The sequence below is a fragment of the Bacillus sp. IT-79MI2 genome, assembly GCF_949768135.1.
Classification (GTDB): domain Bacteria; phylum Bacillota; class Bacilli; order Bacillales; family Bacillaceae_G; genus Bacillus_A; species Bacillus_A pseudomycoides.
The window spans coordinates 46,745-69,853 of sequence record NZ_CATKPV010000050.1 but is presented as its reverse complement, the minus strand read 5'-3'; the positions used below and the strand labels follow the sequence as shown (position 1 = coordinate 69,853).

The window sequence follows — 23,109 nt, the reverse complement described above, 5'->3', positions numbered from 1 at the left end:
ACCTTTATAAAGCTATTTTGTCGCTTTTCGTCCTACTAATACCCAGTACAGAGATAAACTGAAAAGGGTAACGAGTACGAGGATGAATAGGATATTACTAAACATGGAAGCATCCAAATTACTTGTAATCCCTATGAAGCTTTTTCGCATTGCGGAATGGTCCATCATTGCCGCTGTGTAGGCAATTCCGATTGACATCGCGACATTAAGTGTTAAATTATAAAATCCGATTGCTGTTCCTGTTTTTTCTTTCTCAATTGTACAAATGCAAGAATCAAGTAATGGTGCATACATGAATGCAAATGAACTAGAGAATAGAACCATAGATATTACGAATACAACAACAGAAGTGTTTATAAAGAATCCGCCTAATAGTAAGCTGACGATAATGCTAGACATAGCGAGTGTAATACATTGCTTGCTTCCCATAACTTTTGCAACTTTTCCAGAAAGAGCTCCGACTATAGTAGCTGCTATATAGCCTGGAATCAATAGTAGGGAAATGGTATCTAGCTGTAAACCATAAATCTTTTCAAGCAAGAATGGGAATAAGAAAATGTATGCTAACTGTACAGAGTAAATTACAAAAGCAACGCCAAGCAATGAGATAAACTGTTTATTTTGAAAGAATGAGATTCCGATAAACGCTTTTGAGTTCTTACTGATATAAGTAAGGAACAAGGCTATTGCAACAATAAACAAGAGAAGGTACATCCAATTGAAATCTGAAATATATAGTAGTAGGGATGCTGAAATGATTCCAACTAGAAATAATCCTAATACATCTACATTACTGTTTTTCGCTTCTTCCTTAGGAAGATACTTTAAAATAAAAGGAAGAGTGAAAAGTGTTACTAAAGAAAGTAAAAATAGAGTTGTCCAATGGAAATATGTTGAAACATAACCTCCAGTTAATGCACCGATAAGCTGTGAAAGAGCAAAACTGCTTGTACTTAATCCTAAAAATTTCTTTTGTTCATTTGCAGGTAAATGTTTTGTTACAAATATCACATATAAGGTTTCAGCTGATGCTAAACCGGCAGTTTGGATAATTCGTGAGATAACAACTAGTAAAAACGAGTGTTGAAAAATATACCCCATGGCTGAACCGACACATATTAAAATAATACCAATGCTAAAAAGTTTTCTGATACTAACGGAATCCGCTAAAGCTGCGTAAACCACTGCCCCAATTCCAATTACAAGGCCAGCTAGGGTTGCTTGCCAGCTAACTGTTGTCACTGAAATGTGAAAATCCTTTGCCATGTCAACAGAAATAATCTTAAACGAATTGTCAATTACCAAACATAATAGAAATAACAGTAAGGTAACGGGTACTGCTTTCTTAGCACTATATTCCTGAGTTTTCTTCATGCTCACACCTTCATTGATTGTAGACATAGCTATATTCCTCTTTTCTTGTTATTCAGGGAATTTTCTTCCTGAGTCATGATTGTCTGGCCTTTAACTACCAATTGATCCTTTTGTAAAGGATGGTTTCAGTAATTTCTACACCTTTTGTTTCATATGCGAGGCTTCCTTGTGTACAGTTGTACCGATTTTTGTTCGTTCCTTCTTATGGGGTTTAAAAAGGAACCGTTTTCATGAACAACCAAAAACATCTTACCTTTTGATTACGCTTTCATGGTGATGCATAATAACTCCTTGAACTATATAATATTGTCTGGTTATTTAAAAACTTGTATGCACCCGAATATTGAAAAGGATATCATGCCTTTCCTTCTTATGATGCTTACAAGGAAGCATTTTCATGAACACCAAAAACATCTTACCTTTTGATTACGCTTTCATGACGATGCATGATGACTCTTTGAGATATACAATATTGTATAGTTGTCTAAAAACTTGTATACATCTGAACAATGAAAAGGATATCATACCTTTCCTTTGCTCACAACCCATCTTTCTTTTGGAATTTGTCTTTTTTGTTACAAAAAAATCGCCCACCCATTATAATTGTAAGTAACCACACAAACAAAAAATAGATTACTAGTGAGTTCAGAAAAACCTATTCGAAAGGTCACCTTTGAACAATTAGCACAAGTGGTAAAACAAGTAGAAAAACAGGTGGAACAAGCGAAAACGGAAGTAGAACAGGAACAAGATAAGGGAGCAAAAAAAGAGAAAAAGAAAGTGTATCAAGAGAAACGAAAAATACATAAGAAACTGAAAGAAGACTATTTACCACGACTACAAAAATATGAGTCACATCAAGAGACTTTCGGTGATCGTAATAGCTTCTCGAAGACAGATCCAGATGCCACGTTTATGAGAATGAAAGAAGACCACATGAAAAACGGTCAACTGAAAGCTGGATATAATGTGCAAGTAGGAACAGAAAATCAGTTTATTGTAGGATACTCTCTTCACCAAATTCCGACAGATACACGTTGTTTCATACCGCATTTGGAGAAATTAAAAGAAGCACTTGTTTGAGGGCAAAACTTCCAAAACAACAAAACCCACGGAGAAAATTTATTTTCTCCGTGGGTTTTAGTCATTTAAAAGAACCTTTGAGGCAGCTCCTTCTAAATTAAATATAGAACTTTATCGCTTATAGCTCTCCACGAATGGAAATTTCTAAGAGATAATGGATTGTTCATTCGATTATTTAGATGCTTTAATCCTAATTTGACTAAATTCTATTGGTATATAGTATTTATTATAAACCACAGGGTATTTGTCGCTGATATATACACTTTCTAAAATTAAATCAAATTCCTCCCCGTGGAAAATTTGGTATTTTAATGACGGAGTATTGGCGGAATTAGAACGTTTAATTTCAATGGTAGAGGAGTTAGCCAGTTCATATACTTTCTCCTCCAACATTTCCAATACTTGCTTCTCGTTATGTAAGTCAAGGTTCAATTTGGAAACGGCTTCTATTGGCATCATAGTAAAAGCAAAAGCTACTATCTTATCGTGATTTTTATACCAGCGTTCCAACGCAACCACTGCAGTCATCTGTTGATTTAATACTTGCATTGCATAGTCCGTTACTAGGTCAATTCGGAAATTAAGTTCGATATCATCTATTTTTTCCGTATAGCATTTATATAAGGGATTCCCCAGCTTCTCTAAGCCATCGCTACTTTCATTATGATGAAATCTTGTAATGAAATTTCCTTTTCCATGGATATTTTTAACCAATCCATCTTCTTGTAAAAGTGCCAAAGCATGTCTTAATGTCATTCTGCTCACACCAAATATTTTGGCCAATTCGGGTTCTGTTGGAAGTTGGCTGCCTAGAGGAAATGTTCCATCCATGATTAATTTATACAATTGGTCATACACAATGACGAATAGTGGTTTTTTTTGTTTATTGAGTTCATGAAGTTTATTGTTCATTTTCTTATACCCCTATAGTTTTTCAAATTCATGACGATAAATTCTATTTCTTCTCGTTTTATAGTAGTTTATTTTCTTTTTCTATTGTAGCTTACTTTTTCGCGTAAATTAATACGCTTTCAAAAATTCATTATAATTTGCACTAGGTGTATTTGTCACTCAAAATGAAGATGAACGATATTGCGGACCACATCTTCATTAATCAAGATTACGAATTTCAGTGGCTTGCGTTACATGAAGAAGAGGATGATGGGAAGGACTTCTGTTATGACCTTCGAAATCAAGCGGGTATTTTAGCAAACGGAACAGTTATCCCTTGTTGTTTAGATGGTGAGGATATTATCAATCCTGAAAATATTACCGATGCTTTATTTTCGGATATTACTGAAGGTACGGGAATAAAATGAATGAACTATTGTAATGCGAGGGGCAGTTTTATAGAAAGGGCCTTAAAATTATATATTTAGAAGATGGTTTCGGTATTGCAACGAAGCCATTTTTTTCTAGAGGATATAAGTTGTTTTTGATATATTAATAGTTGGGAAATACAAATAAGGGGTAGAGATGCAGAAATGGAATTATTTGATTATTATAAGCGGAAAGGGAAGTTTAAACTCTTTATCGGAGCCGGTATTTTTCTATTTGCGCTGTGGTGTGTATATGGGACTTGGGGATTTGTGAATTGGGGACAGATTATCTTTATTGTTCTTGTTTCTTCTGTCTTTTTCGGAATTGGATTTTGGCAGGTAAGAAAAGGAAATTTGATACAAAAGAATACTGTTAAAAGTAATGTAACGTTTTGGGATGTTGATACGTTTGTCGTATTAGAATTACCTAAACGGAACAAGCAATTTGGTTTATATCATCCTGATGGGGGATATGTTGCTGGAACAAAGATCATTTCATCTAACATTCTTTTTTCAGTGATACCTTTTTTAAATAATAAAGATGTTTATGGATTAGAAACGAGTACCGGGGAAATTCTTGCATATTTTCATACTGAAGCGGACGGGTATGATTGGGTAATCTATGATTCGAATTATAACCAGATTGGTATGTTTAAGGAAAAGATGATACAAGGATTTACCATGATACGTGGTTCCTTGATGACTGATAAAGCCACAAAGTTGTCCGATGTAGAAGTCGAGTTTGATTTTATTCAAAGTACTCTCCGCACAACAGATGGACGTACATTAGCAATCGGTAAGCAAGGGTATATGCCTATAGAATGGAGCGAAAGGTTTATGGGATTAAATGTGCCTACTATTACATTAGGTTCCAATGCGTCTAAGAATGAAAAAATGCTAGGTCTAGGAGTGCTCCTCTATAGTTTATACACAATTGAGATTCGAAAAAATAGAGCGAGTGTTTAATAGGAAAAATAAAGTGAAACTTTAATCAGTAGGGGTTTTCTTCATCCCCCACTGATTATTAGTTGAACGAATCGGGCTTTTACGGACAGTTCATCTCCCACCTAACTTCTTTGCTTTCGCTGAATTTTGAGGTGGGAGTGTTACTGTCCGTTAATGCGGGATAAACTAAAATGATTAGAGCAGAGTCCATGAAAGTGATTCTGTTCTTTTTATTTATGAATCCTTACAAAACTGTCACCTTTCTGTAAGGTTATGAGATAGTTTATTACCTTTTTTAATGTAATAATAAAGACATAAGAAATGTTAATCAAAATTATAAATTGCAGGAGAGTGTCAGTAATGATTGTAACAACAACGTCTGGAATTCAAGGGAAAGAAATTATTGAGTATGTTGATATTGTAAATGGTGAAGCAATTATGGGTGCCAATATCGTCCGCGATTTATTCGCTTCTGTGCGTGATGTTGTAGGTGGCCGTGCTGGTGCATATGAAAGTAAATTAAAAGAAGCTCGTGATATTGCAATGGAAGAAATGAAACAACTTGCGAAGCAAAAGGGAGCAAACGCAATTGTTGGCGTTGATGTAGACTACGAGGTTGTTCGTGACGGAATGTTAATGGTTGCTGTAAGTGGTACTGCTGTACGTATATAAAATAAAAAAAGCATCTCATGAAATGATAGGATCATCCCCTTAGAGTAGACATACTCTAAGGGGATTTTTGTGGTTATCCCTTCTTATTAATCTAGAAAGAACAACGTTTTTAACAATAATGGGTAGTAAATATTCTTAAGTTGATGGATGTGGCGGTACCTCTATATGGATCGTTTATATGGATTTTATTAAAAAAAGAGGTCCTTAAAAAATAAAAGGATCTCTTTTTTTGGTTTAGGGGTATAACTAAATTGGTATATTCTCACATGTTGGAGTATATTATAAACTTCACTGTAAATTATAGTAGATTATACATATGTATTTTCATGTAATATTGCATATAAAGTATTTAGATCTAAATAATCAGGAAATCGTTTACATTGAAAGCGTTTTCTTTTATAATGATAATGGGTTGGATGGCACGAGTGGCTGTCATGGTATTTAGCGTAGGTGGGGCTAATACTATAAATAAAATATTATCTTTTTACCATTATTATTTTTTACATATACTGTTTTTTTACTTTAAATAATATTTATTACATGAAAGAAGAATCTCTTCATAGGACCTGAAGAGATTCTTTTGATTTTCTAGATATATTGTTGTTGATATGGTTTCATTTTAACAACAAGTAAACAATGGAGAAGTAAGGGAATGCAGTATAGATTCAATATACAAGCATTCCCTTGCCCTTGTTATATAGATGATTTTACTTTTTGTTGATGAAAGTATCAAACAAGTAAAAAAGCTAATCTAAAAAGTCGGTTCCTTAGTGTGCAAATTTCCGAAATATGGGTTTTATGATTTGAGTACTAATTGGGATTTTTTATATTGAGATTTCCTTAACGTTGTAAATCCGCATTTTCCTAACGTTACCCGTTTATAAAATAAACATGATCTAAACGGATGACCTATCTATGTGAAATGGCGTGAAATGACTCGGTACAAGCGTTGTCATACGGACACAATATTGTAAGGTTTTAACTAAGTTGTGTCCATATGACTATATTAACTTTAAGGCATGTTAATAAGGGATACGGTTTTACCATTCGCTAAAACTCATAACAGTATAAAAATACATTAAGGTTTGCTTTTATGGAATCAAGATAAATTTCTTTTTCATTGATACGCTCAAAGTGTTGACTGTCATAAAATCCATAGTTACATCTGTTATCCGTATATAAATATAAAGATTTTACATTCATACAGTTCATATAATCATACAAATGATTCATTAGCGCCTTACCAACTCCAAGGCCTCTTGATTCTCCTGATACAATAAATAACTGTATACACCCTTGAAAATCATCTTCTTTTTCTTGGATAAGCTCTTTATATGCATCTTGAACCTTTGCGAATTCTTTCATGAATTTTTTATTTTCCTTATTAGCCATGAATACTTTAAGCATACTATAGGTAAGACTTAGAGTATTATGAGCTTTCTTTAAACGATTTTTATCTTTTTTGGAATCGCCCAAAATAACGCCGATAATCTTATTGTCTTTTTCTGCTACTTTGTTAAATGAACTTCCTAAAATACAACTTTGCAAGTACATGTTTAATACTGAATCTAAAAATTTTTTATCCTCGATAAATTCATTGAAACCAAATGCTTCACCAATTAAAATTTTAACAGCTTCATAATCTTCTTTAACTAGGTTTCTATATATTACTTGGTTCATGTTTATAAACTCCTCTTTATATATAAACTCCAATTAAAAAAACGACATAAAAACCTTTCTTCTTAGGTGGGCGAGAGCATCTGGCCATGCATAGAAGCGGTCAGGGCCTATTTTTGCCACATGCGAAGTAAAAGCAGAAATAGCAAGCGAGCGAGCGTAGGTTACTTTTTATTCTGTGTAGCAGAGATTTAGATGTCGAGAAATTAAAATGGATTTATATAGTATTTTCTTGTGAATATCTTATTATGATAATAAAGTCTCTTCTAAGGGTAGAGTCAACGGTGGTATAAGAAAAAATATAAAGGAAGTGATTATAGTGAAAAATTTATTTTCGATTGGGGAAGTTGCTAAAATAAAGGACATTACAATAAAAGCGTTACGATATTATCACAAAAAGGGGATACTTATTCCAAGATATATTGATGAAACAACAGGTTATAGATATTATTCTATAGATCAATTTATTCATATAGATATCATAAAAAGCTGTCGAGAGTTAGGGACTAGTATCGTAGAACTTCAAGAGATTTTTAAGGGCTGTGATACGGATCAATTACTACAATTTTTACAATTAAAAAGAGAAGAAGCAGAAGAAAACATAAAGAAAATGCAAGAAATCATCAAAACCATTGATAGCTTACATATGAAGGTAGAGACTTCTAAAGATATAGTCAATAATGATGAGATATCTACTCAGTTCTTTGCAGAGCGGTATGTCATTGTAGCGCCATGTAAAGAAGTAGGAAGTTTACAGGAGTTACTTTCCTATTCAGATTTAGAGAAAATCATTCAAGAGAAGGAAGGAAAAATGTCAATGGAAAGAGGAATCCTCTATAACGTTAATACAGAGTGGAATGTAGAACCAAAGTATGTTTTTAGTGGATTTCAAGGGGAGTTTAATATAGAAGCTGAACAAAATATAAAAATATTACCAAAGGGAAAGTATGTAACTTTAGCCTATAGTAAAGAGAATGAAGAGGAACGTAGAAGAAAAATAGTTAAATATGTGAAAGAAAATAATTTAAAAATTAAAAGTGTTATTGAAGTGGAGTTACTTAATGATTTCTTTAATACAGAATCCTATAGTTGTCAAATTCAGATGTTTATACAGAACTAAGGTAAACATTGCTACATCACTATCCAAGTCATGTGGCGAAGCATCGGAACGGGTACCTAATTTCTTTAAGTACCAACCTTTGCTACCGAAATGCATATCATCGGTTTCTTTTTTTATCAAAGGTTGTTGGTTTTATAACTGAAAATATCAACAAGAACATATGTTTGTTTATTGTGAGTTTAATGTTATAATTATATTAAATTAATTTAGAAAAGAGGGATTAAATTGAGTGAGGTAAAAAACATAATTAGCAATTTTAGTCATTATTCATCTTGGTTAAGCACTTTAGAAGAAATTGATGATACATTATGGTCTAAACCAATAGCCGAAGGTAAGTGGTCTGTAAGTGAGATAATAGCCCATATTATGAATTGGGATAATCATCTATTAAAGGAAGTCCTCCCATCTGTACAAAATGAAAAGGGAATGGAGTTTCCAAATTTTGATACACATAATAAAAAGGCATCAGACTATGCAAAATCAGGAATATCACAGTCAAAACTTCTTGAAGAAGCAAAAAATACAAGGGAACTACTTATAAAAGAACTTAACGAATTTCCAATCGAAAAGTTAAGCAAGTCATTAACTGCAAATGGTGTAACTCATTGTCCACATACTGGAGCACCTTACTCACTTATATATATTGTTAAGGAATTTACAGACCACGATAACCACCACAAAGGACAAATTATACATTTCTTAAGGGAAAACAATTTGGACTAATTCAAGTTGTTTCTTTGTCTTTCTCACCACGTTTTTTGTCTTTTCTATGAGCGATTTCACGATGACCTTTTAAAGATTATCGAAAGAAAGCTTCGTCGCTCACTATGATGCCTTGTAATTGATTAAAACCAAGACTTCCTAATGCGTTCAAGATTTTGTGTCTCCAATATATACGAAAACAGCCTTTATGAAAAATAAAAAAGAAGCAACGCAAAAACAAACGTTGCTTCTTTCTTGTATTAGTATTAAGCCGACTCTTTCTTCATTCTCTCAAGCAAACTAGCCAACACATGCGTACGATAGGATTCTAGTTTTTTACCTTCATAAGTACGGATACCTAATTTTTTTAGTTCTTTTACATACCAACCTTTGCTACCGAAATACATAGAATCGCTCCCCTTCAAATTTGTTTTTTTATGTGTTCTGATTGTTACTTGGAGGTACGGGAAATAGATGAAGGAAATGAATTTCGTTTGAAAATGGTTAACTTTGGTGCAAAAGACATATATACTAAGGGTAGTATATAACGAGGTGGGCACGACGTGATTATAGAGAAGCACGAAATTCAAATTGACCAAATTACGAGCGGAAAGGTGAATATATTTACTTTCTACCGAAATAGAAAGCAAATTGACGATCCGTTTTTACGATTGCAAGAGCCATCGCTTACGGCTAACTACTATTTCCATTTTCATTTGGATGCAGAGAGCCTGAGTCTTCTGCAGGAAGAGTTTCCTAGCGTATATCCGTACGACGGGAATGGAACCATTCACGACTGGACGGAAAAGATGAAAGATGAATTGCAGCGCCAAATTCAAACTGGAAAGTGGAACAGACGCGTGCGTATTGGTAACCGGATTCTAGATGTGGTATTTACGTGGTGTGATGAAGATATAGAATGAAAAAGAAGCGGATGACGCTTCTTTTTTTAGCGCTGGAATAAAACGAGTTTTCCCGCTGAAGATGTGCAGCGATGTGTGTGCTTATGCAATCCCTTTTCTTGTAAAATGGATGCTCCTTTTGATTTCGCTTCTGCTTCTGTTGCCGCCTCGAATGATTCGTCTAGCATTTTTGAACCATCTTTTTCAAAGACTGTTAGAACGTATACTCCCATGAAAATTCCCTCCAAAAATTAAAATCAGAATCTTATAACTATTTTGTCATAAATCGCTAGAATATGCAAAGAAATATATGACATAGCGTGGTAAAATAGAGTGAAACTTTTATCGGATAAAGAAAGGATCGTTTATTTGTGAAACAAGTAAAGTTTATACATGCGGCAGATTTGCATTTGGATAGTCCGTTTAAAGGGATGGAAATGAATGTGCCGTCATCTGTTTGGGAGAGAATGAAGCAAAGTACGTTTCAGTCGTTTGAGCGTATTATCGATAAAGCAATTCAAGAGCGCGTTGATTTTGTATTACTAGCAGGAGATTTATATGATGCGGAAACGAGAAGTCTTAGGGCGCAAGTGTTTGTGAGGGAGCAGATGAAGCGCCTTTCGCAGTATGAGATTCCGGTTTATATCATTCATGGTAACCACGATCATTTAGGGGGAAGCTGGGCAGCAATTGAGTTTCCTGAAAATGTTCATGTGTTTGCAGAGCCATATGTAGAAGAAAAGCCGTTTTATAAAGATGGTGAACTGCTTGCATCTATTTATGGGTTTAGTTATTTGCAGCAGGCTGTAACGGATAATATGACGGCGCAGTATGCAAAAATGAGCGATGCGCCTTTTCATATTGGCATGCTTCACGGGAGTGTGGAAGGCGATGCGGAACATAATCGCTATGCGCCGTTTCAAATTCGTGAGTTAAAAGAAAAGGGATTTGATTACTGGGCTCTTGGGCATATACATAAGCGAGAGATTTTAGCAGAGGAGCCGTATATCATTTATCCAGGCAATATACAAGGACGCCACCGGAAGGAAACAGGAGAGAAGGGGGCGTATCTTGTTGAGATAACAGAGCAGGGAACGGTGTGTTCATTTTTCGGTGCGGCGGATGTAGTTTGGGGAGAGACGGAAATTAGCATTGATGAATTGCAAACGGTTGATGACCTTATGATAGCTTGTACGGAAGTGATGAATGAATGGCGTCAGGAAGAGGAAGGAACTCTTTTGACAGTTGTATTCATCGGACAAGGACCATTATCTCCTTATTTGCGTGATGAAAAACGAGTGGAAGAGATTTTTCATATTTTAGCAGCGGGAGAAGAACGAAGAGATTTTGTGTATGTGATGAAGTGGAAGAATGAAACGGTTTCATTTGCAGAAATCCAGCGATTAAAAAAGGAGAATCATTTTGTTGGTAGTGTATTGCAAGAATTGGAATCATTTACGAATATGGATGCGGTGCTCAGGACGATTTGGACATCTCCTGTTGCGCGTAACGTGATTGAATCCTTTTCAGATGAGGAAAAAGCAGAGATTCAAAAGGAAGCGAAAAATATTATATTAGAGCAACTATTCCAGCAAGAGAGGGATAAAAAATGAAAATTGAAAAACTCCATATTTATGGTTATGGAAAATTAGAAAATGTGGAAATGGATCTTTCATTGCTGACGGTGTTGTACGGTGAAAATGAAGCAGGAAAATCAACGATTCGTTCGTTTATGAAGAGTATTTTGTTTGGGTTCCCAATAAGGGGACAAAGGCGTTATGAGCCGAAAGAAGGCGGAAAGTACGGCGGTAGGGTGACTGTTATGACGGAGCAGTATGGGAGACTCAAAATCGAGCGCTTGCCGAAAACGGCTGCCGGGGAAGTAACGGTTTACTTTGAAGATGGAAAAACAGCTGGAGAAGAAGTGTTACAGACTGTGCTGAGCGGGATGAATGAGAGCCTGTTTGATTCTATCTTTTCGTTTGATATGCACGGTCTTCAAAATATTCATCATATTGGAGAAGCTGAAATCGGAAATTATTTATTTTCGGCGAGTGCAGTTGGGAGCGATGCTCTGCTGCAGTTAGATAAAAAGTTAGAAAAAGAAATGGAGCAGCGTTTTAAGCCAAATGGTCGTAAGCCTGAGATCAATACGTCACTTCAAGAAATAAAGAAGCTCCAAGAAAAGCTTGGGGCGTGGCAAGGGAAGATTGGTACGTATGAAAAGTTAATGGGGCAGTTAAAAGAAAATGAAGGGCGTCTTGCTCATATTCGGAATGAAAAAGAGATGGCAGAAAAGCGTAAGCAAGACTATGAAGTATTGGCTGCATTGCAACCTCTTGTGATTGAAAAACATGCATATGAAAAAGCGCTAGAAGAACAGAAGAATCCGTTTCCTGTTCGAGGAGTAGAACGTTATGAAATGATAAAAGTAAAACTCGAGCCGCTCGGGGTGCAATTGGATTCCATCCAAAAAAGGATGGAAATGGTGCAAACGGAAGTGGATGGGGTAGAAGTACAAGAAGAGCTCTTGCAAAAGGATAGCTATGTAGAAGAACTTCGTATGCAGCATATGTCATATGAAAATGCACGTCAAGAAATGCGCGATATTACAGTAAGTATTGGAAATATGAAAGAAGAGATAGAAGAGCTTGAGCAGCAAATTGGTGCTACTTTTGAGAAAGAAAGTGTGCTTTCATTTGATACAAGCCTTGCAGCGAAAGAAATGATAACGCAAACTGTGCAAAAGGCAAGAGAATTAGATAATCGGAAAGAGCAGCTTGATGAGCGCTTTAAAGTGGCCCAGGAGCAATTAGAAGAACAGGAAGAGAATGTAGGGCACATTCGAAAGCAGATGTTAGCGGATGAAGAGCGACAAAAACTTGTAGAAAAGGAAAAATCGTTTCACGGTGCAGGTTTTATAGGTACTAGCAGTAAGTATGAAGAAAGAATGAAAAATGCGCAGGAAAAGAAAAAGCGTTGGCAGAAAGTTTGTTTCCTTTTGTTAGCTATTAATACAGTGATTTTGCTGACAAGTGTATTTTTAGATAACCGTGCGCTGTTATTTACGAGTGTTATCGTCTTTGTCCTAATTGTACTTGCACTTGTTTTGTATAAAGATACTTCTTCCGATGGTTTACAAGAAGAACTGCTCTCGCTGCAGCAAAGTGCAGGCGGAAGGCAAAATGAAGAGGCGCTATCCATTCGTTATCAATTAGAAAAAGATGAAGAAATCCGTAAATTATTTGAGCGAGAGTCTTATAAATTACAACAAATTGAAAGAACCTATGATAAAGGTGTTTCTGCATATGAAGAATGGGAGCGAGATACGTTTCATGTGGGAGAGCAAGTGGATACATATAATGCGCGTTATTCTTTCCCGACTTTTTATACATATGCACATGTATTGCCGGCATTTGAACGCATTGAAAAGATGCAGCAGTTATATCGTGAGGTAGGAAAGCTGGCGGAGCGAAAAGGAATATTATATGAAATGATTTCGCAGTTTGAACATAGACTAGAAAACGTTATGGAAAATACAGATTTTGATCATCTTCATATGATCAGTAATCGTATTCAAAAGGAAAAAGAAAAGAAACAAAAGAGGGAGCAGCTTTTAGGGAAGCTAGCTGATTGGAAAGAAGAACAAGCACTATTACAGCATCAAGTAGAGCAACTTACATTAGAAAGAGATGCGCTATGGAACGTGGCAGCAGCTACTGATGAAGAAACGTTTTTAGAAGCGGGCAAGCGAGCAGAAAAGCGTGAAGATGCAGAGAAGCAAGTAGAGCGGCTATCACCTCAGATTGACATGTTAGAAAAACGTTTAAAGAGCTTATCATTAGCGGAACACTATCAAGTGGAAGGGTATGAAGGAAAACTGAAGCAAGAAGCGCTTCATATACAAAAATTCCTTTCGCAAGAGAAGGAACTGACCGAGCGCATTGCGGAGCACCGTGTGGAAATTGCGAACTTAGAAGAAGGTAGTACGTACGGTGATTTACTCCATGAATGGGAAATGAAAAAGTCTCAAGTACGTGAGCAAGTGAAGAAGTGGGCGGCGTATGCAGCGGCAAAAACAGTATTAACAAAAACGAAGCAATACTATCATGAAGTGCAGCTGCCGCGCATTTTACAAAAGGCCGAGGAGTATTTTGTATATTTAACAGGTGGTCAGTATAGTAAGATTTTTTCACCATCAGAAACAGAGCCGTTTATTGTAGAACGGAGTGATGGTATTCGTTTTTATAGTCATGAACTCAGTCAAGCGACAGCGGAACAGCTCTATTTATCATTGCGCTTTGCGTTAGCGCGGACGTTTGAGCATGATTATCCATTTATTATTGATGACAGCTTTGTGCATTTTGATGCACTACGAACAAAACGAACAACCCAGTTAATAAAAGAAATTGCGAAGGATAGACAAGTGATTTTCTTTACATGTCATGCCCATCTATTATCATTCTTTGCGGAAAAACAGATTATAAAATTAACACATGAGCGTAAAGAAAATAAGGTGTAATGTGCTATACTAAAAGTACTTAAGTTGGTGGAGGAATCAGAATGAAAAAGAAAATTGCAGAATATGAAGTTGGTGAACAAGTCGATATCTTCTTGTTAATTAAGACAGCGACAAAAGGTATCGCGAGTAATGGAAAGCCATTTTTAACAGTAATCTTACAAGACCAAACTGGAGATATTGAAGCGAAGCTATGGGATGTATCACCAGAAGTTGAGAAACAATATGTAGCAGAAACGATTGTTAAGGTAGCTGGAGATATTCAAAACTATAAAGGGCGCATTCAACTTCGTGTGAAGCAAATTCGCGTTGCAAATGCGAATGAAGTAACAGATATATCAGACTTTGTTGAAAAAGCACCAGTGAAAAAAGAAGATATGGTAGAAAAGATTACACAGTACATATTTGAAATGAGAAACTCAAACATTCAGCGTCTCACAAGACACTTATTAAATAAGCATCAAAGTGAATTTTTAGACTATCCAGCAGCAACGAAAAATCACCATGAGTTTGTATCAGGGCTTGCCTATCATGTTGTATCGATGCTTGATTTAGCGAAAGCCATTGCTACGCTATATCCATCTTTAGATAAAGATTTACTGTATGCAGGTGTTATTTTACATGACCTTGGTAAAGTAATTGAATTGTCTGGTCCAATTTCAACAACGTATACATTGGAAGGAAACCTACTAGGTCACATCTCCATCATGGTAAACGAAATTGGAAAAGCAGCCGATGAACTGAAAATTGAAGGAGAAGAAGTATTAATTCTTCAGCACATCGTTTTATCTCATCACGGCAAAGCTGAATGGGGTAGCCCAAAACCGCCATTAGTAAAAGAAGCGGAAATTCTGCATTACATCGATAATTTAGATGCGAAGATGAACATGATGGACCGTGCGCTTGGACGCACGAAACCAGGTGAATACACAGAACGTGTCTTTGCGCTTGATAATCGTTCGTTTTATAAGCCTACTTTTCATAACTAAATAATACTTATGAGGCAAGTGATTTTAGCGTATAGCTGGGGTTGCTTGCCCTTTTTATTTTTAAAAGTGGCATCGCCATCAAGCTAAGATTTTGAAGTACCCCCTAAACGAAAATTTGGTATCTGTTATAGCAATGAAGTTCATTTTTATCGTTTCGGCTACTACCAATAAGTAGGGTTATGTTAACTAAGTTTGTATATGAGATATAAAAAAACATTTACAATATATATCCAATAATGTTATTGTATATGAAATTAAATGCAATGAAGAGAAGAGTAAATAAAGTGAATTCTATACAGAGAACCCTGGTAGCTGAAAAAGGGTTAGAATTTCTTTATTGAAGCAAGGCTCAGAGCAGCACATTGGAACCCGCTATAGGGGGATAGTGTGACGGGCGCTCCCGTTATAGAGCTAGGGTATAAGTATTTTTGTTGTACCTGATAAGGTTAATATGGTGACATATTAATAAACTGGGGTGGTACCGCGATCTAAAATCTCGTCCTCAAGACACTTAAGTCTTGGGGGTGGGATTTTTTTATTTTGTTTTAAGTGTTGCATTCTATCTGATTATATTTTAGGAGGAATTCAATTGAGTTTTAAAAAAACATTGGAAACTTGGCGGTATCCATCTATCTTATTGTTTAGCATTGGTGTTTCAAGTGTTGGAAGTTGGGTTTACTTTATCGCTCTAAACCTTATCGTCCTTAACATAACAGAGTCGGCTATTGCTGTCTCTGGTTTATATATTATTAGGGCTTTATCAACGTTGTTTACTAATATTTGGTCAGGAAGTCTTGTAGATCGTTTAAATAAAAAATATCTCATGATAGCACTAGATGTCTTTCAGACTGTTCTAATTGCATTATTACCTTTCTTCTCTTCTTTAGGGCTTATATATACTATGGTCTTTCTAATTACAATAGCGAGTTCTATGTACCACTCAACATCGGTAACTTATATCACGAAGTTAATACCAACAGGGCAAAGAAAACGTTTCAATTCTTTGCGTAGCCTACTTGATTCCGGAGCTTTTTTGACTGGACCAGCAATAGCAGGAATGATGTTTACAATTGGTACACCTAATATGGCTATTTATATCAATGCTGTAGCTTTATTTTTATCTGCATTAATTACAGTAGGAATGCCTAATGTAGAATCCGCTGCACAATTAGAAAAAACATCAGATACAACAAAATTATCTCTTAAGCTATTAATAGATGATTGGAAGCTTGTTATTGGATTTAGTCGTAAGTATCTATATATCATGATGATTTATCTTTTGTTTAGTGCGATGATAGTCATGATGACAGCTACAGATTCGCTGGAAGCTGCTTTTGCAACTAGGATACTTTCCTTATCTGAAGGTGAATATGGAGTCTTAGTCAGCATTGCTGGAGCAGGAGTATTAGCAGGTTCTTTATCCAATGCAATAATTATTGAAAAAATACCTACCTCATGGCTTATTGGTATGGGTTCCTTAATAACTGCAGTAGGTTATGTGGTTTTTACATCCTCTAATACCTTTTTTATAGCATCTATAGGAGCTTTTGTTTTGTCATTTGCTACTGCCTTTTCTAATACTGGTTTTTACACATTTTATCAAAACAATATACCTGTTGATGTGATGGGGAGAGTTGTAAGTATTTACGGGTTTATTGAGGCTTTTTTAATTATTACCGTTACTGCAATCTTTGGTATTTCTTCCGAGCTTATATCTATACGATTTGTTGTAGTTTCAGGAGCATTTATAATGTTTTTGGTATCTATTACACTATTTATTTGCAGTGTTCAACCATCAAAAGCGAAATTCTATTCTGATTCACCTGAGCTTAAAGATTCATTTCAATAAAACGATTACATTTTAATTTATACTAAATGTACAGGTAATACTCCCTAATTAACCCAGCTTGTCTGGTTACCCCGTTAAATACTATAAAAAAAGAACTTGTATCGTATACAAGTTCTTTTTTTCGCTTATTTGAATAATATGTCCTTACTATATTGCTTTCCAGCAAGTAAGTCATATTGAATAAGTTTATATTGCTCTAACATTTCTTTTTGTTTATGCGTTAAATCTTTTATTTCTTCTCCATTTTTATCGACCTTTAAATCATCTTTAAGCACTGGTATTTCTTTGTGTAGTTCCGATAAAAACTGATAGAATGGTGATTTATTTAATCCAGCATAATCAAGAACAAGATTTGAAAAATAAATCGGACTTACTAAGCCTAAGTTATCATTTGGCAAATCAAAGTTTGCATACATTAGTAATGGCGTTTCTGACATAGTTAATTTTTCACTTAAAGTTTCTTCATTTTCTATATATCCAGCCTCTTTATAAATAGCCTTATTCGTTCCTAACACTGGCAAGTGGTCCCCAAAGAAGACTAATAAAGTAGGTCTTTCTAACCCATTAAGCTGTTCTATTAAATATTGTAGAGCTTCATCGGAACGCCTTACACCTTCCGTATAGATTTCTAATTCTGCTTTTGATTCTTCATTTGTTAATCCACTAACTTCTATTTTATTTTCTTCAAACCGCTCTGGATTATATGGAAAATGATTTTGCATCGTCACCGCATGAATAAATGTAGGCTGTTTTCTCTTATTCAATTCATCTATTATTTCTTTACTCATAGATAAATCACTAATATTGTCTCCAGCTAATTCTTTATTTTTCATCGTATCTTCTGCATTAAAGTTATCAAATCCAAATGTATTATATACATCGTCCCGTTTATAAAACGCTCGATTAAAAGCATGAATTGCACTCGCATAGTACCCTTGCTTTTTCAATTCACTTGCGATGGATGGAATTTCTTTCTGACCTGTAACAGCTTGTTGATATGGTATAGAACCAGGCATTAACAAACTCATTGAATAACTCGTTAACGCTTCAAATTCTGTATTCGCTGTATTTCCCCCAAATGTAGGAGCTATTGTTTGTCCACCTGGAAAACTCTCAATATAATGATGTAAATTCGCCACCGGATCTTCACTAAATGAAAGGTTCGTTAGTTTTGTAGGATCCCAAAAAGCCTCGCTCATAAGAAATATAATATTCGGTTTCTCTGCTTTTTTTTGTTCTCCCACATTATCGCCATATTGTTTCTTTATATTCTCTGCAATTTGAAGCATATTTTCTTTTGAATATTCTTCTGGTTCCTGGATGACCGTTGTATCTAAGTTACTTAAAAACCCCAAAACCAAACCATTTTGACCATAGTTCATATTTTGATTCCACAAAGGGAAGTATATCCCCCCATTTGCAAATAACTTATTCACAAATGTATTAGGGTAATTACTAAACGAATATACCATAAACACGGATGCACATATTAAAACAATCCTCATACTAATATGGATTTTTATAGAGTTAATGTGTTTTCGAATATAAAAAACTACAAATATAAATAAAGCTATACTAATGATTACTATCAATATATTTTTCAAACTAAAATAATCCATAACCATCGGTATAACGGACTGCATATGCCCGATTTGTGTAAAGTCAGACGGATAAAGCGGCTCTCCTCTGAACATAATTTTGAAATAATTAACAATCGCTAAAATAATTAAAGAACAACTAGTTAATATTACACTTGGTAAAATTTTACCAAATAAATTATAAACTAAAATATACACCATATAAATGAATACCAAGCTGAATAGGTACTGTGCATACTGCAAATAAATCCAATTATTCACAAGTGAATAATTCATATTTTCTTGTATGAATATATAAAGCCAAGCTATTAAATGAGCTATTAAAAACAATAAAATATGAATTCTTATAGATGGTCTAAGTCTATTGGTTATCCCTTTATTCAAATAAACAATAAAAAATAGTATACTCCATAAAATTATAGTAACTATACTTAATGTGATTCCCTCATTAAAAAATAGCTTAGTCTTCTCTAATTCGAAATAGCCTAGCGTGATAAAAAACAACATTTCTAAAAAAATGGTCCACATTCCGCTAATAATGAAAGAAAGTAATGGGTTCCTTCTTGCTTGCTGAACAGAAAAATTAAAACGCAATTCATTTCTTCTTTGTTTCTGAGCTACAAAATCCAAATGCAATTTATTCCCTCTTTTCGTTTCTTTGTTTCACCTCGCATCAGTAAAAACATTATACTCTCAATCTTCATATCTATTTTTATTATACATATATAACCTTAAATATTCCTTAAAAAACAACACTTTTTCGTATTTTTTATAACCTGATAGAATCGAAAAAGTGCAAGCATACTGTATATACAAACTATATCGAGGGTGTTGCAAAACTAAAATAAATATGCAATGTTATGAACCGAAAAAACTAGCTGAACATGCAACAAAAAAAGCCTCTCAAATAAACCGAGAGACCCTTTAAAATAAAAATCACTTTTGACACAAAACAATGATTTTATATGGTGTAGTTTGAGCTGGTATACTCATTGTTGTAAGACCATAAATAACTATTAAATTTCGATTCGCAAGATTCCCTGTAAAAAATTGGCCATTTGTTAATAAAATTTGAGTAGAAGGAGAAATATTTAATTTTAATTTTCCATCACTACTCTCTAACTGTTCATTAAAATTATCTACTTTTACATTTTGAGAGGGTATATATTTCGCTATAACAATTGCTTGAAATTGTGGTGGGAAAATGAGAGGAACAGGGACGTTAGCATCGTAAAATCCAGTTACTTTATCTCCTACTACTACCGCTGCGTAGTCAATAAAATAAGTATTTGGTTTCACTACAAAATTTACTAGAGTCCCATAACCATTATCTACGGATATTAATTTATTACATCCTATTTCTTCATTTGATCCTGTTACAAAATCGTTAATCATAGTGATTGTACCATCAAATGATTGAAAGTTTTTCATTCTAATACCTCTTTTGTTTATATAGTTAAACTTTTATCGTTACTCTATAATTTTTAAAAACATGTAAATGAAATAATCCTTCTCGTATCAATTCCAAAAATAACCCAAAACCTACCGTTCCATCTAAAACCAGCAACAGACCTCGGTCCTACAAAAATCGGATAATACCAAAACTGTTCACCATTACTAAGCCATATATAGGTATTTCGAAATAAACAGAATGAAATTGCTCCTGGATCAACAGCAAATGGTGAAGCAGTTGATTGTTGAGGAATAAATGATGGAGGAGGAGATGTTGGAGCTTGTGAACTTTGCTGTCCTGGTGCACCCGGAAAACCTGGTGTCCCTGGGGAACCTGGTGCACCCGGAAAACTTGGCATTCCCGGAAAACCTGGTGCACTCGGAAAACTTGGCATTCCCGGTATACTTGGAATCTGAGGAACAGGGAATTGACGATCGAAGTATTGATTATAATTTATATAAGGAAAATATATTGACCCATTATACATTTAAAAACCACCTCTTTACTTTTAAAATTTCCTAAAGTATTAATATGTAATATTTTCCGTATAGGAAGCTTATTCACTTCCTATACGGAAAATATTTTTAATAAGGCGGATATCAAACATAAAAGTATTACCCTTTGTTTTTGGATGTGAGCGCAGTGGCTGAAGTGAATCGAAGCGGGGGGCTAGCCCCTTCTAGTGTCATAAACATATAGAGTAAAAGGTATTTTATGAAAAGCCTCTTTGGTTATAGAAGAGAGTAAATTAAACAAAAAAGTAGGGAAAACCCAGTTATATCAATGGTTTTGGGGATTTTAGATGCTTAACTTTTTAATTAATTTGTTTTTTAGTGATGTCGGGGTTTTTGAGCCTACTATTGCAAAGTTAATGAGAAAGCTACAAGCAAACAACTTCATCAAGAAAAAGCAAAATGGCGTTTATATCGTAAATCTTAACATTATGATGAAAGGGAACGATACAAAACGACAAATATTATTAAGTTATTACGAAGAAGATAAACCTTTAAATTCCATTGAGGTTTTAAGAGAAAAACAAAAAGCTATTCCAAAACAAAAAATAGCCAAGAATGAATCAAAAAATTGGAGATGAAAGATAATGATTGAGAGCATTGAATTAAATATTTACCTAGATAATGACACAGTATCATTTAGTGTATCCCCTGTACAAACAGAGGTTATATTTAAAGCATTAGGATTGCAATTTGATCCAAACACACAAACAGTAAGTGCATTTAGTAGCAACAGTTTACAAAAGCATATTCTTCCTAAAGTAAATTTTTCACCCCAATAAAAAGCATTACACCAATCGGTATAATGCTTTTTATTTATGAGGTAGGTTTTAATTGTGTCTTTCGAGTTGAATATTCTAACAATTATTTCTCAATCAACTTAAAAAAGGGATTCTGTATACAATTTGTGGAATTGTGTTAACATTCAGTTTATTGTAGATGAAAATGAAGGGGATGAATTGTTGTGAGCACACATGTAGTAACGAAAGAACAAATGAAACATTCACTAGACACTTGGTATCAAGTAATGTTGCAACAACAAGTGGAAAAAGCGACACGATGTAAAGAAGAAATTGATAATAACCTGAATCAGGTAGAAGCAAATCAGGATGTATTATTGTATTATGCATTATTAAATTTCAGATACAATGTCCTGACTGACTGGGTTGCGGTTAAAGAAGATAGTTTTGATAGAGTAGAATCTTTTGAAATTCCGACAGAAGGGCTTCTAGCATATTATTATCATTTTTTTAAAGGCTTTCATTTGAGACTTATCACAAACTATACAGAAGCAAAAGAGCAGTTTGATCAAGCTGAAAAACTATTACAATACATTACAAATCCATTCGAAAAGGCTGAATTTAACTATAGGTTAGGAGAATTTTATTATCACTCATACCAACAAGTAAAAGCAATTGATTTCATTCAAAAAGCAAAAGAGGAATTTTCTAAGCAATCAGGATATGAAATCAATCTTGCATTATGTGAAAATATATACGGACTATGTTGTATTGATTTAAAACAATTTGAGTTAGCTGAAGAAACATTGAACGCTACATTAGATGTATTCCAAAAAACAAATCATGAAAAATATATCCTCATGGTACGCAATAACTTAGGTTTACTGTATGCAAATCAAAATGTATCCGAATCCGCAATTCGTCACTTATCAGAAGTAACAAAGAAATCTCCAAATCATTTCCGAGCATTGTATTTAGAAGCTGATGAAAATTTGAAATTAAATCGTTCAGATATTGCTGAATCATTAATAGAAAAAGGATTGCATATTTGTAATCAATTTAAAAATCAGGAGTATCAATATCGTTTTATGATTTTAAAAGAAATGAATACTAATATAAATGCATTCGAAAAGGCTGTTTTAAAAGGAATTATGTACTTTGAAAAAGAAGAATTATTTGATTGTATTGAAGAGTATGCAGAGCGTTTAGCTGATAAATTCTACAATGAAAACAATCATGAAAAAGCAAGCAAATATTATCACATGAGTAAAGAAGCAAGAAAAAAACAAATAAAAAAAGGAGCGTTAAAATGATGAAAAAAATTATCTTAACAGCAGTAGGTTTTGCATTTACGTTATCTATTACAGCTGGATTTAGTGATTTTAACAATGTGGCTTTAAACAAAGGGGACACGGGAGGAGCACCTTCTAATAGCCACGCAGATTTTTCAGCACCAAAAGAAATTTAAGTAAATTTACAGCAAAAACAGAAGAACGTTTTCCTGAACTAACTAACAGGACGTTCTTCTTTTATTTTTTTCTTTATTCTTCATTTCTATAAGTATATAAAAATTTTGAAAAATGATTGACCTACTTTTTATTTGTAACTATAATGATTACAAGAGGGTTGAACAGTACGAAAATAATCAAATACAA

General features: G+C 34.3%; 21 protein-coding genes, 3 pseudogenes and 1 other annotated feature. Of the genes and pseudogenes, 15 read left to right on the top strand and 9 right to left on the bottom strand.

The genetic code is table 11. From position 1 onward, the window contains the following. Positions 1 to 12: 12 nt before the first annotated feature. The gene (locus ACM6HU_RS06600; protein ID WP_088094087.1) at positions 13 to 1,401 is read right to left on the bottom strand and encodes an MFS transporter; all 1,389 of its coding nucleotides are present in this window, start codon (positions 1,399 to 1,401) and stop codon (positions 13 to 15) included. 777 nt (positions 1,402 to 2,178) lie between these two features. On the opposite strand from ACM6HU_RS06600, the pseudogene ACM6HU_RS06595 reads away from it, so the two are divergent. Beyond that, positions 2,179 to 2,377, top strand: a pseudogene (locus tag ACM6HU_RS06595) (IS5/IS1182 family transposase); the annotation flags it as partial. A 251-nt stretch (positions 2,378 to 2,628) separates the two neighbouring features. Here ACM6HU_RS06595 and ACM6HU_RS06590 read toward each other — a convergent pair. Continuing rightward, complete coding sequence (locus ACM6HU_RS06590; protein WP_016113611.1) at positions 2,629 to 3,369, bottom strand: GntR family transcriptional regulator; 741 nt, start codon at positions 3,367 to 3,369, stop codon at positions 2,629 to 2,631. A 179-nt stretch (positions 3,370 to 3,548) separates the two neighbouring features. Between ACM6HU_RS06590 and ACM6HU_RS06585 the strand changes: the two are divergent. From ACM6HU_RS06585 to ACM6HU_RS06575, 3 genes and pseudogenes are all read left to right on the top strand, one after another. After that, positions 3,549 to 3,758, top strand: a pseudogene (locus ACM6HU_RS06585) (SPASM domain-containing protein); the annotation flags it as partial. Positions 3,759 to 3,941: 183 nt separating this feature from the next. Then, the gene (locus tag ACM6HU_RS06580) at positions 3,942 to 4,742 is read left to right on the top strand and encodes an ABC transporter ATP-binding protein (protein ID WP_140386034.1); all 801 of its coding nucleotides are present in this window, start codon (positions 3,942 to 3,944) and stop codon (positions 4,740 to 4,742) included. 339 nt (positions 4,743 to 5,081) lie between these two features. Further along, positions 5,082 to 5,393 carry a heavy metal-binding domain-containing protein gene (locus tag ACM6HU_RS06575; RefSeq protein ID WP_088094088.1) on the top strand — a complete coding sequence of 104 codons (312 nt, stop codon included), beginning with the start codon at positions 5,082 to 5,084 and terminating at the stop codon, positions 5,391 to 5,393. Between the two features lie 1,050 nt (positions 5,394 to 6,443). Here the strand turns inward: ACM6HU_RS06575 and ACM6HU_RS06570 are convergent. After that, positions 6,444 to 7,073, bottom strand: coding sequence for a GNAT family N-acetyltransferase (locus tag ACM6HU_RS06570; RefSeq protein WP_088094089.1), 630 nt, complete (start codon positions 7,071 to 7,073; stop codon positions 6,444 to 6,446). Between the two features lie 286 nt (positions 7,074 to 7,359). Between ACM6HU_RS06570 and ACM6HU_RS06565 the strand changes: the two genes are divergently transcribed. Both ACM6HU_RS06565 and ACM6HU_RS06560 read left to right on the top strand, forming a co-directional pair. Then, positions 7,360 to 8,190: a MerR family transcriptional regulator gene (locus ACM6HU_RS06565; protein WP_088094090.1), complete on the top strand. Its 831-nt coding sequence runs from the start codon at positions 7,360 to 7,362 to the stop codon at positions 8,188 to 8,190. A gap of 225 nt (positions 8,191 to 8,415) precedes the next feature. Continuing rightward, a complete protein-coding gene (locus tag ACM6HU_RS06560) occupies positions 8,416 to 8,913 on the top strand; it encodes a DinB family protein (protein WP_098116916.1) in 498 nt (165 codons plus the stop codon). Positions 8,914 to 8,923: 10 nt separating this feature from the next. Here ACM6HU_RS06560 and ACM6HU_RS06555 read toward each other — a convergent pair. Both ACM6HU_RS06555 and ACM6HU_RS06550 read right to left on the bottom strand, forming a co-directional pair. Then, positions 8,924 to 9,082 (bottom strand): annotated as a pseudogene (locus ACM6HU_RS06555) (IS1595 family transposase); the annotation flags it as partial. Positions 9,083 to 9,158: 76 nt separating this feature from the next. Continuing rightward, on the bottom strand, positions 9,159 to 9,299 hold the full coding sequence (locus ACM6HU_RS06550) for a YflJ family protein (RefSeq protein ID WP_016113618.1): 141 nt from the start codon (positions 9,297 to 9,299) through the stop codon (positions 9,159 to 9,161). Positions 9,300 to 9,455: 156 nt separating this feature from the next. Here ACM6HU_RS06550 and ACM6HU_RS06545 point away from each other — a divergent pair, with 156 nt between their 5' ends. After that, positions 9,456 to 9,815: a hypothetical protein gene (locus ACM6HU_RS06545; RefSeq protein WP_016113619.1), complete on the top strand. Its 360-nt coding sequence runs from the start codon at positions 9,456 to 9,458 to the stop codon at positions 9,813 to 9,815. Positions 9,816 to 9,841: 26 nt separating this feature from the next. On the opposite strand, the gene ACM6HU_RS06540 is transcribed toward ACM6HU_RS06545, so the two are convergent. Further along, entirely contained in the window at positions 9,842 to 10,027 is a 186-nt protein-coding gene (locus ACM6HU_RS06540) for a YhzD family protein (protein ID WP_003195690.1), read from the bottom strand. Positions 10,028 to 10,165: 138 nt separating this feature from the next. Between ACM6HU_RS06540 and ACM6HU_RS06535 the strand changes: the two genes are divergently transcribed. The 4 genes from ACM6HU_RS06535 to ACM6HU_RS06520 all read left to right on the top strand — a co-directional run bounded on the left by ACM6HU_RS06535 (position 10,166) and on the right by ACM6HU_RS06520 (position 17,151). Next, positions 10,166 to 11,407 carry a metallophosphoesterase family protein gene (locus ACM6HU_RS06535; RefSeq protein WP_016132550.1) on the top strand — a complete coding sequence of 414 codons (1,242 nt, stop codon included), beginning with the start codon at positions 10,166 to 10,168 and terminating at the stop codon, positions 11,405 to 11,407. Continuing rightward, positions 11,404 to 14,316 (top strand): ATP-binding protein, encoded by a 2,913-nt coding sequence (locus tag ACM6HU_RS06530; protein WP_016113621.1) that lies wholly within the window; start codon positions 11,404 to 11,406, stop codon positions 14,314 to 14,316. The genes ACM6HU_RS06535 and ACM6HU_RS06530 overlap by 4 nt, the downstream gene beginning before the upstream one ends. A gap of 41 nt (positions 14,317 to 14,357) precedes the next feature. Beyond that, entirely contained in the window at positions 14,358 to 15,302 is a 945-nt protein-coding gene (gene yhaM / locus ACM6HU_RS06525) for a 3'-5' exoribonuclease YhaM (protein ID WP_003195696.1), read from the top strand. A 254-nt stretch (positions 15,303 to 15,556) separates the two neighbouring features. Continuing rightward, positions 15,557 to 15,809, top strand: a binding site (T-box leader). A gap of 82 nt (positions 15,810 to 15,891) precedes the next feature. Further along, a complete protein-coding gene (locus ACM6HU_RS06520) occupies positions 15,892 to 17,151 on the top strand; it encodes an MFS transporter (protein WP_016113622.1) in 1,260 nt (419 codons plus the stop codon). A 125-nt stretch (positions 17,152 to 17,276) separates the two neighbouring features. Here ACM6HU_RS06520 and ACM6HU_RS06515 read toward each other — a convergent pair whose 3' ends face one another. The 3 genes from ACM6HU_RS06515 to ACM6HU_RS06505 form a co-directional block, all read right to left on the bottom strand. Beyond that, on the bottom strand, positions 17,277 to 19,385 hold the full coding sequence (locus ACM6HU_RS06515) for an LTA synthase family protein (protein WP_414848081.1): 2,109 nt from the start codon (positions 19,383 to 19,385) through the stop codon (positions 17,277 to 17,279). Positions 19,386 to 19,685: 300 nt separating this feature from the next. Further along, on the bottom strand, positions 19,686 to 20,180 hold the full coding sequence (locus ACM6HU_RS06510) for a hypothetical protein (protein ID WP_016113624.1): 495 nt from the start codon (positions 20,178 to 20,180) through the stop codon (positions 19,686 to 19,688). Positions 20,181 to 20,233: 53 nt separating this feature from the next. Further along, positions 20,234 to 20,689, bottom strand: a complete 456-nt coding sequence (locus ACM6HU_RS06505) for a collagen-like protein (RefSeq protein ID WP_016113625.1) — start codon at positions 20,687 to 20,689, stop codon at positions 20,234 to 20,236. A gap of 315 nt (positions 20,690 to 21,004) precedes the next feature. Between ACM6HU_RS06505 and ACM6HU_RS06500 the strand changes: the two genes are divergently transcribed. The 4 genes from ACM6HU_RS06500 to ACM6HU_RS06485 all read left to right on the top strand — a co-directional run bounded on the left by ACM6HU_RS06500 (position 21,005) and on the right by ACM6HU_RS06485 (position 22,922). Further along, entirely contained in the window at positions 21,005 to 21,295 is a 291-nt protein-coding gene (locus tag ACM6HU_RS06500; RefSeq protein ID WP_016113626.1) for a replication/maintenance protein RepL, read from the top strand. Between the two features lie 6 nt (positions 21,296 to 21,301). Further along, the gene (locus ACM6HU_RS06495) at positions 21,302 to 21,496 is read left to right on the top strand and encodes a hypothetical protein (protein WP_016132552.1); all 195 of its coding nucleotides are present in this window, start codon (positions 21,302 to 21,304) and stop codon (positions 21,494 to 21,496) included. A 182-nt stretch (positions 21,497 to 21,678) separates the two neighbouring features. Continuing rightward, positions 21,679 to 22,767, top strand: a complete 1,089-nt coding sequence (locus tag ACM6HU_RS06490) for a hypothetical protein (protein ID WP_414848080.1) — start codon at positions 21,679 to 21,681, stop codon at positions 22,765 to 22,767. After that, positions 22,767 to 22,922, top strand: a complete 156-nt coding sequence (locus ACM6HU_RS06485) for a hypothetical protein (protein ID WP_176505851.1) — start codon at positions 22,767 to 22,769, stop codon at positions 22,920 to 22,922. Before ACM6HU_RS06490 ends, ACM6HU_RS06485 begins: the two co-directional genes overlap by 1 nt. The last annotated feature ends 187 nt before the right edge of the window (positions 22,923 to 23,109 follow it).